Origin of the sequence: Ensifer adhaerens (assembly GCF_001270265.1) — a bacterium.
Lineage (GTDB): Bacteria > Pseudomonadota > Alphaproteobacteria > Rhizobiales > Rhizobiaceae > Ensifer > Ensifer adhaerens_B.
Genome location: NZ_LGAP01000066.1, coordinates 1 through 6993, shown reverse-complemented (window position 1 = coordinate 6993; position 6993 = coordinate 1). Strand labels below are relative to the sequence as shown.

The 6993-nt window shown below is 55.5% G+C and carries 3 protein-coding genes and 2 pseudogenes; 3 read left to right on the top strand and 2 right to left on the bottom strand.

Features of this window, described 5'->3' with window-relative positions; translation table 11 throughout:
- The first annotated feature begins 325 nt into the window (after nt 1-325).
- Complete coding sequence (locus tag AC244_RS34585; protein ID WP_053253337.1) at nt 326-3514, top strand: glycosyltransferase; 3189 nt, start codon at nt 326-328, stop codon at nt 3512-3514.
- A 342-nt stretch (nt 3515-3856) separates the two neighbouring features.
- A pseudogene (locus tag AC244_RS36140) lies at nt 3857-4149 on the top strand (ISNCY family transposase); the annotation flags it as partial.
- Between the two features lie 45 nt (nt 4150-4194).
- Here the strand turns inward: AC244_RS36140 and istB are convergent.
- Both istB and istA read right to left on the bottom strand, forming a co-directional pair.
- Nucleotides 4195-5076: an IS21-like element helper ATPase IstB gene (gene istB, locus AC244_RS34580; protein ID WP_053253336.1), complete on the bottom strand. Its 882-nt coding sequence runs from the start codon at nt 5074-5076 to the stop codon at nt 4195-4197.
- Entirely contained in the window at nt 5073-6335 is a 1263-nt protein-coding gene (istA, locus tag AC244_RS34575) for an IS21 family transposase (RefSeq protein ID WP_053253338.1), read from the bottom strand. Before istA ends, istB begins: the two co-directional genes overlap by 4 nt.
- A 147-nt stretch (nt 6336-6482) precedes the next feature.
- Between istA and AC244_RS34570 the strand changes: the two are divergent.
- A pseudogene (locus tag AC244_RS34570) lies at nt 6483-6993 on the top strand (ISNCY family transposase); the annotation flags it as partial.

The window sequence follows — 6993 nt, the reverse complement described above, 5'->3', positions numbered from 1 at the left end:
CCACACCTTCAACCTCCAGCGCGTTCCACAAGTCCAGCCAAAGCCCGCGGTGCAACAGACGCCACTGAATGCCGCGCCCGACGCTCAGACGTAACGCACCATCGCCGCTCGTGAATAAGACAGGCTAGAATGTGAGCCCTGTTCTCATTTTGTCAGAGTGATCCGGCTGGATGAGCAGGTCTGACAGTCGGTCGACACCTCATGTTCAAGACGTGGCCAGAACTTAGGATTGGCCGCGCTTCGGAAAGCGTCTATCAAAAGGGTATGTGCGACAAGGGCATGATAGCCCCTCTCGATCGCGATATCTTTATGGTGAGGACTCCTGGTGGCTGATACAGCTGATCTGCAATTTTCCTTTGAAGCGAACGATTTGCTTTGTCGTCAAGCGTTTGTAATGGCAGACTTTCTGCGTCCCGCGCCGCATACTCACATGGCGAAGGCCGGTGTACAAAATACCATTGCAAGTCGTCTTCACGACTGGACTGCGGCAGGCCTCCAGCGGATTTTGAAGCGTCCAACAGCACTTGGACTTTGGTTAGAGGATGAAGACGCGGGATTACCTGCGCGCCGCATCTATGAGTTAGAGAACGTAGATCCGTCTGCTTCGGGATGGAGCAAACTTTACCATCGCCGTCCATGTGCTGCGGTACTTGAACTGCTACGCCCTGTCCTCGAAGACAAGCTCATCGTCGGGTTTGAGCTCTCGCCCTACCAAAAACACTTGTGTGACGCCCTAAATATTCCATACATTTCGTTTGCTATTCATCCGTTTCGCTTCATGAAGGACTACGCCTTCATGATCGAAAGCAACTTCGTCTCCGAGGAACATCTAAGTTCCTTTCAGCTGAATCCCGATGACATTGCATTTGCGGCGCAGATGAAAACCGCACAGTTGGCAAGTTTGTTGCGACCGCGGCTAGAATGCGACTCAGCGGTGCTCTTTGGCCAGGTCGATGGCGACGCCGCTTTACTTCATCGGGATGGCGGCTTCATCGCACTGCAAGATTATCCCAACGAGATTCGTTCGCTGCTCTCGAGTTTTAGAACCGTCTACTTTAAACCGCACCCGTACCAAGATAGAATTGCAGCACAGGTACAGGTGAGATTTCTTCAACAATTCGCAAACGTCGCTTTCGTGAATTGGAATGCATATATGCTATTAGCCGCGCCGGAAATTATTCAGGTTTCTGCATTGAGCTCTAGCATATTGTCAGAGGCAGCCGTTTTTCAGAAGCCCGCGGTTGCTTTGTCTCCGACGTGGAAAGATAAATCCCGCGAACCAGCGTTTAGCTTGGCCATTCTATCCCCGCAGTTTTGGCGACACGTATTCGCCCATGAGAGCTCAAAGTTGGGCGCCCCTGTCCAATTTCTGGGTGAGGCCTCGCTCAAGTCGCTACTGAACATTTCATGGGAGACTTTTGGGAGCAGCGAAGTTCAGACCAATCGAAAAATGATTGAGTTGAATAAAACCTTGGTGTGCGGCGCGGGTGCAGAAGCGGATGCCATTTCGTTTAGCTCATCTTGGACGGCTCCCGCCCCAGACCACCGCTGGATGTCTGGGGAAACTGGTTCTCTATCGTTCAAGGTCTTCGCCGGCGTTGAGGCTAGCTACAGTGTCGAACTTTGGCTAGCAGCCATGGCCTCGCCAGAGGCCCCGGTGCAGTGCACAATTTCGACCTGTTCCATTGTATTGGCGGCCCCTGTCTTTACGCGACGTGATTGTCAACCCATATCGTTTACCCTCTCTCCGGAGATGTGTTCTTCAATTGGCGAAGTAGTACTTGAAATCCGCTGCAGTGCGGCCAATTCGCCAAAGATCATTGCAGGAATCGAGGATACGCGCAGCTTATCGATTGCACTTCATGCCGTTAAAGTGCGTCCAAGTGAGGACGGAGAAGTAATCGCGATTGGGCAGCAGATATGTGTGGCGGATCTTCCTGAAAACTCCGCCTTATTCACACGCGGGTGGCACCCTGCGGAACCTGGCGGAGTGTGGTCTGATGGTCGCAAATCCCAGATAGCAATCAAACTCGCTGAAATACCGGATGAAGACCTTGAAATTGTACTAGTTAACGTTGACGCTTTTTTGACCGATTTGCTGCCGACCAATACACTATTTGCGTACGTAAATGGCGCGAAAAGTGCCGTGTACAGCTTCCATAAATCAGACGCGGGTAGAAGCGACGTTACAATAGCTCTGCCAAAGCATCTGCTAGCTGATGGGCAATCTTTGGTCCTAATCGATTTGGAACTACTGGGTAGCCACTCACCCGCGATGGCAGGTCACTCGCCTGACGCACGAGAGCTCGGTCTGAGGTTCGAATGCTTGCGCGTTGACTCAAAAATTGGCGCGATCGCACGGCACCCCCGGACTCACATCGCGAACATAATCGGGCCCTTCAATATTCATACCGGCCTTGCCTCTATGGCTCGCAGCGTTTATGGCGCGATCGAAATAGCGCTCGATGGAACTCGGCTTAGCTCGGATCGTTTACCGACGACTGGACCACGAGCTGTGAACTTCAACAACTCCCTACATATGGACGAGGACACCGGCTTTGTCGCACTTGGAGCCGGCGGCTCAGACGTGAATATTTTCATCGGGGATGTCACGCGGATTGAGAAGATGGTCTCCCGCTACGGCATCGATTTCCTCGCCAATCACTACAATATTGTGTGCGGGGCTTGGGACCTTGAAAGAATGCCCACGTACCTCGCCAACACGCGGTATTTCGATGAATTTTGGGGGCTGTCCTCCTTTATCGCAAGTTCTGCACGCGCTCGTATGGATGTCTCCGTCCAAGCCTTGCCCATCCCTGTCGAGATCTATTATCCGCCAGTCGTCACGCCGCGGGACCGGCAGGGAATACCTGAAGACTGCTTTGCGTTTTTGTTCACTTTTAGCATCGAATCCACGATGGCCCGGACGAATCCGGAAGCTGTACTTCAAGCTTTCGCGGTAGCGTTTCCCGACGAAACGGAACGCGTTGCGCTCGTCATAAACTGCGTATGCCGGCAGGAGTCCGCAGCTGATTCAGTATCGTACGCAGCCTTCAAAGCCCTTGCTCGGCGCGATCGCCGGATAGTTTTGATTGAAGACATTTTAAACCGGGACGAAAAAGCTTCACTATACTTAAATTGTGACGCTTATGTTTCATTGCATCGTGCAGAAGGATTTGGCCTCACCATGGCGGAAGCGATGGGTTACGGCAAACCCACAATCGCCACGGGTTATTCGGGCAATCTGGATTTCATGAACGAGTCGAATTCCTGCTTGGTAGCGTACAGCAGAACCGATTTGCGTCCGGGCGACTATTATGATCAAGGAGGCCAATGGGCTGAGCCGGATGTCAATGACGCGGCTAGACACATGCGGCGTGTCTTCGAAGATGTAACGTTCCGCGAGACCATTGCCCTGGCCGGCCAAAACACCATCCGCGATGATTACTCGCCTGTCGTCGTTGGCAGAAAATTGCTTAAGCGCATTCTGGAAATCTATGAAGAGATGCCGTGAGATGAAGGAAACTAGATTCTGTGATGGGCGGCGTGCATGCTTTTTGGATGGCCCCGGCTGCCAATCACAGCGATAGCAAGAGTATAAGACACGACCAATCAAGTCGACTTGCTGGCGAATCCTACAATCAGCCCACAGGGCGTCGCGAACTTCAGCTTCGCCCCGTGGTAGGCTTGTGAATATTTTCCTTGCTAGCTAAGCTAGTGCCCATCCACAAACAGTAAGCCACTGAAATTATTGGAGGAATCGCGATATTGCCGCGGGCAAAGCCCGGCGGTTTCAGGTATACTTTAGATCAAGCTACTGATTCTAAAGACAAACCCGTCACCGCCGGAGCCGACAATGCGCCAAGAACGCACCGTCCAATCCAGTATATTCGATCTTTTTGCCGGGCACGAGATCGGCCGTGAATTGAAAGCCATGTCTCAGTGGCTGGATGAGCATGGCGAGGTGCTGAGCCGAGTGACAGAGGATCTGCGCCGACAAGGGGGCAAGGAAACCGGCCGCGAGGGTGCGAGGGGCTGCCGGCCGAGGCTGTGCTGCGCTGCGCGCTGCTCAAGCAGCATCGCCAGTTGAGTTATCAGGAACTGGCCTTCCATCTCGAAGACTCCGCCTCGTTCCGCGCCTTTTGTCAATGCCGGGTGAAATTTCCCCAAAAGTGCCGAAGTAAAATTCCCCAATTATGCCGCCCCGGACGACGTGGAGAATTGGGTATTTTTCGGCGGTCTGCCGCGTTGGCGTTGCGGCGGGGCGAAGGACGGCGGGGTGATCAAAGCCTTGGATCGCACGTGTTCAGGCATCAGTTCGGCATGTTGGCGCAGCCTGTAACTTGATCCTTCGATTTGGACGACGACGGCGTGATGCAGAAGCCTGTCGAGCAAGGCGGTTGCGACGACGGCATCACCAAAAACATCACCCCATTCTGCAAAGCCGCGATTGGACGTCAGGATCATTGCTCCTCTCTCGTAGCGGGCGTTGACGAGTTGGAAGAACAGATTGCCGCCGCCGTCGATGACCGGGAGATAGCCGATCTCATCGACGATCAGCAGACTTGGCCTGCAGAAGAAGCGGATGCGTTCTTGCAGCCGTCCCTCGCGCTCGGCCCTGGACAACGCTGCAATGAGATCGGCCAGCGTGCAGAAGTAGACGCTCTTACCAGCTTTGACGGCTTCGACGCCGAGCGCCACGGCGAGATGGCTTTTGCCGGTTCCCGGTGGCCCGAGGAAATGCACCGCTTCATGCCGGTCGATGAAACCCAGTTGCGCAAGCGTGAAGATCCGATCTCGATCGAGGGAGGGCTGGAAGGATAAATCGAAGCCGGCGAGTGTTTTGATGGTTGCCAGGCGACCCATTCGCAGTGCCGTTTTTATGCGGCTGTTCTCGCGCAGGGTCAGTTCTTCGGAAAGGAGAATATCAATTGCTTCGAGTGCCGAGAGTTCGCCATGCTCCAGGCGGCGGACAATATGATCGAGTGCTTCAAGAGCACGTGGCATCTTCAAGCCAACAAGGTCATGGCGAATGCGGTCGATCATCGACGGCACAGCATCGAGAGCGGCGCTCATGGGCGGTTCTCCTGTGCCATAGCTCTGGCGACGGCGTCGTAGAAGGCCAGCGGCCGCTGTGTGACCCTGTCTCCGGATCCATGAAGAATGATCTCGTCATTGTTGACGTGTGGTCGCGATCGTGGCTGTGAGCGAAGGGTTCTGTGTCCTGGTTCGACGCGGCGCTGATGACGCCCCTCCAACACTGGATGCACAGCAATGAGAGTGCCGTCCTCGAAGATCTGAACTTCATTGGCGAGGGTATGAACCTCGACGAGACGTCTCCTGGTGGCGTCGGGCACGCTGTAGGCGTTTCCGCCGACGCTGACCATTCCGTCTCGAGAGATCCTGCGCTCCAGTCTCAATACGGATCGGAACGGAGCCAGAGGCAAAGGCCGCAAATGATGGCGCTCCTCGGCGAAGGCCTCCATGACGACACGCTGCGTTGTCGCGTGCACACGCGGATTGGCAACCGTATCAAGCCAATACCGCAGTTGGCTGTTAAGGTCATCGAGGTTGCGAAACGAACGTGCCAGGAAGAAGTCTTCCCTGATATAGCGGAATGGTCGCTCGACCTTTCCCTTGGTCTTGGCGCGATAGGCTTTGCAGGCCTTAGGATGAAAGCCGTAATGGCGGGCAAGATCGAGCAGAGCGCGGTTATAGACAATGCCCCCGGTTTCCCCTTCACCAATGACGGCAGTCTTCATTCGGTCGTAGAGAATCTCGCGTGGAACACCGCCAATTGCATCGAACGCGGCGACATGGCATCGCAGCACCGTCGGAAGATCCTGATGCATGGCGAAGCGGCCCCATATGAGGCGGCTGTGGCCCAACACCATGGAAAAGAGCCAGACGATCCTCGGCGTTGAAGGCTCATCGGTGAAGATGACCTGAAACTGGGCGAAATCCACCTGGGCCTGTTCGCCGGGAGCTGTTTCGAACCGAACTTCAAAGCCTTGCTCTGAGGTCGGGCGAACGTCTCTGAGAAAATCCGTGACGGCCGTGTAGCCACCCGCATATCCCCGATCCTTCAGCTCTCGCAGGAGCCGCCGGCCGCTCAGGCCGGGATAGGCAGCAACCCGTTCACGTAGATAAGCAGTGAACGGATCGATCACCGTCGTCCTCGGCTTGCGTGGTCCATAGGCAGGCGCTTCGAGACCCCGCTCAATATATTTACGAATTGTCTTTCGATCGACGTTGGTCTGTCTGGCGATCGCCGACACCGACAACCCCTGCCGGTGCAAATCTAAAATCATGACTATCTCCCCGAGTTTGATCACCAACATTCCCCTCTCGACCATCGAGAGCAGTATCGGTGATGACGCGCCGCCGGTCTTCCGGGGCGCGCCCCGGAAGACCGGCGGCAACGCTAAACTGGGGAAGATTCAAACGGCACTTCTGGGGAGTATTGATCCGGTATCGACACCTTTGCCCGGCTGCCCTGGGGATGGAGCCCGAAGAAGTCGGTCTTGCACAAGACGATCAGCGCGATCCGGGCGCAAACCTTTGAAGAGATCAACCGGGTGCTGCTGGCGAGCGCCCTGCAGGAGAAGCTCGAAAGTGGCAAGGTCGTGCGCGTGGACAGCACCGTCACCGCCGCACTGATCCATGAGCCGAGCGACAGTAGCCTATTATGGGACGCTGTCCGGGTGATGGTACGGCTGTTGCAGCAGGCCGATGCACTGGGTAGCACCATCCCATGGCACGATCATTGCCGCGCGGCGAAGAAGCGATCCCGGGCGATCGAATATACCCGCGGTCGCCCGAAACGGGTGAACCACTACCGCGAACTGCTCAAGATCACCCGCACGACCTTGAGTTATCTGCAGCAGGCGAGTGAACAGTTGCCCCTGACGGCGGGCCCGGCCGGCGAACTGTGGCAGACCCAGCTCCGCCACTATAAGCCGCTGATCGAGCGGATCATCGCCCAGACCGAAC